This window comes from Megasphaera massiliensis (assembly GCF_000455225.1).
GTDB lineage: Bacteria > Bacillota > Negativicutes > Veillonellales > Megasphaeraceae > Megasphaera > Megasphaera massiliensis.
The window spans coordinates 1-698 of sequence record NZ_HF954545.1 but is presented as its reverse complement, the minus strand read 5'-3'; the positions used below and the strand labels follow the sequence as shown (position 1 = coordinate 698).

At 52.0% G+C, this 698-nt stretch carries 1 protein-coding gene; it reads right to left on the bottom strand.

The genetic code is table 11. The features are described 5' to 3' along the window. Positions 1-698: hypothetical protein (locus TX77_RS13880; RefSeq protein WP_044505071.1), on the bottom strand; the 698-nt coding region annotated here is incomplete at both ends.

Here is a 698-nt window from a genome sequence, read left to right as displayed (position 1 = left end):
GACGACTAAGCCAATTCCGGCGTAGACCCAGTTCCAGACAGCGGTATTCGCATCGCTTTGAGCCGGTGCTTCCGTAGGGGCTGGAGTCTCGGCTGCCTCCTCTTCTGCTGCCGGCGCCGGCTTGGACGTGCTCTCGGCCGGCTTCGCAAATGCGTTATGCGTCTGATTGTTTTTCCATAGTCCCATTTCCTTCACATAAGTACCGATAGAGTTGATAATGGATGACTGGGCGAACAATTTCGGCTCGCCTTTCGCATTCAATAGCGCTTTAGTAGAGCCGATCACTGAGTTATCCAAGTAAAGCTTGCCCTCATTCATTAGCTTGGCAAAGCCCCAATCGCCGGGATTGCGGAAATTGACCGCTTGCAGCTTCAGATTACCGTTATCCACGGTTACCCCGTACATCGGAGCGCCCCAGAAATCCGCACTGTAAAAACGAATCTCGGAAGCGAATTCCTCGCCAATCTCTACATATCTCGTCTCCTCACCGCCATCAATTGAGACAATTTGCGAATTAATGAGATCAAAGCCTGCTTCGCCCGCGTTTTCGAATACAAGCCCTTTCTGAGCTCCGTCAACACCGAGACCTACGCTAATGCCGGTTGGCCCTCTGCCATTCTCCTCCACTAATAGCAGGCCGCTCCGCGAGCCATAGTGGAAATTATTGTACAGTATTTCGCCCTTCACATCTCCCAGTA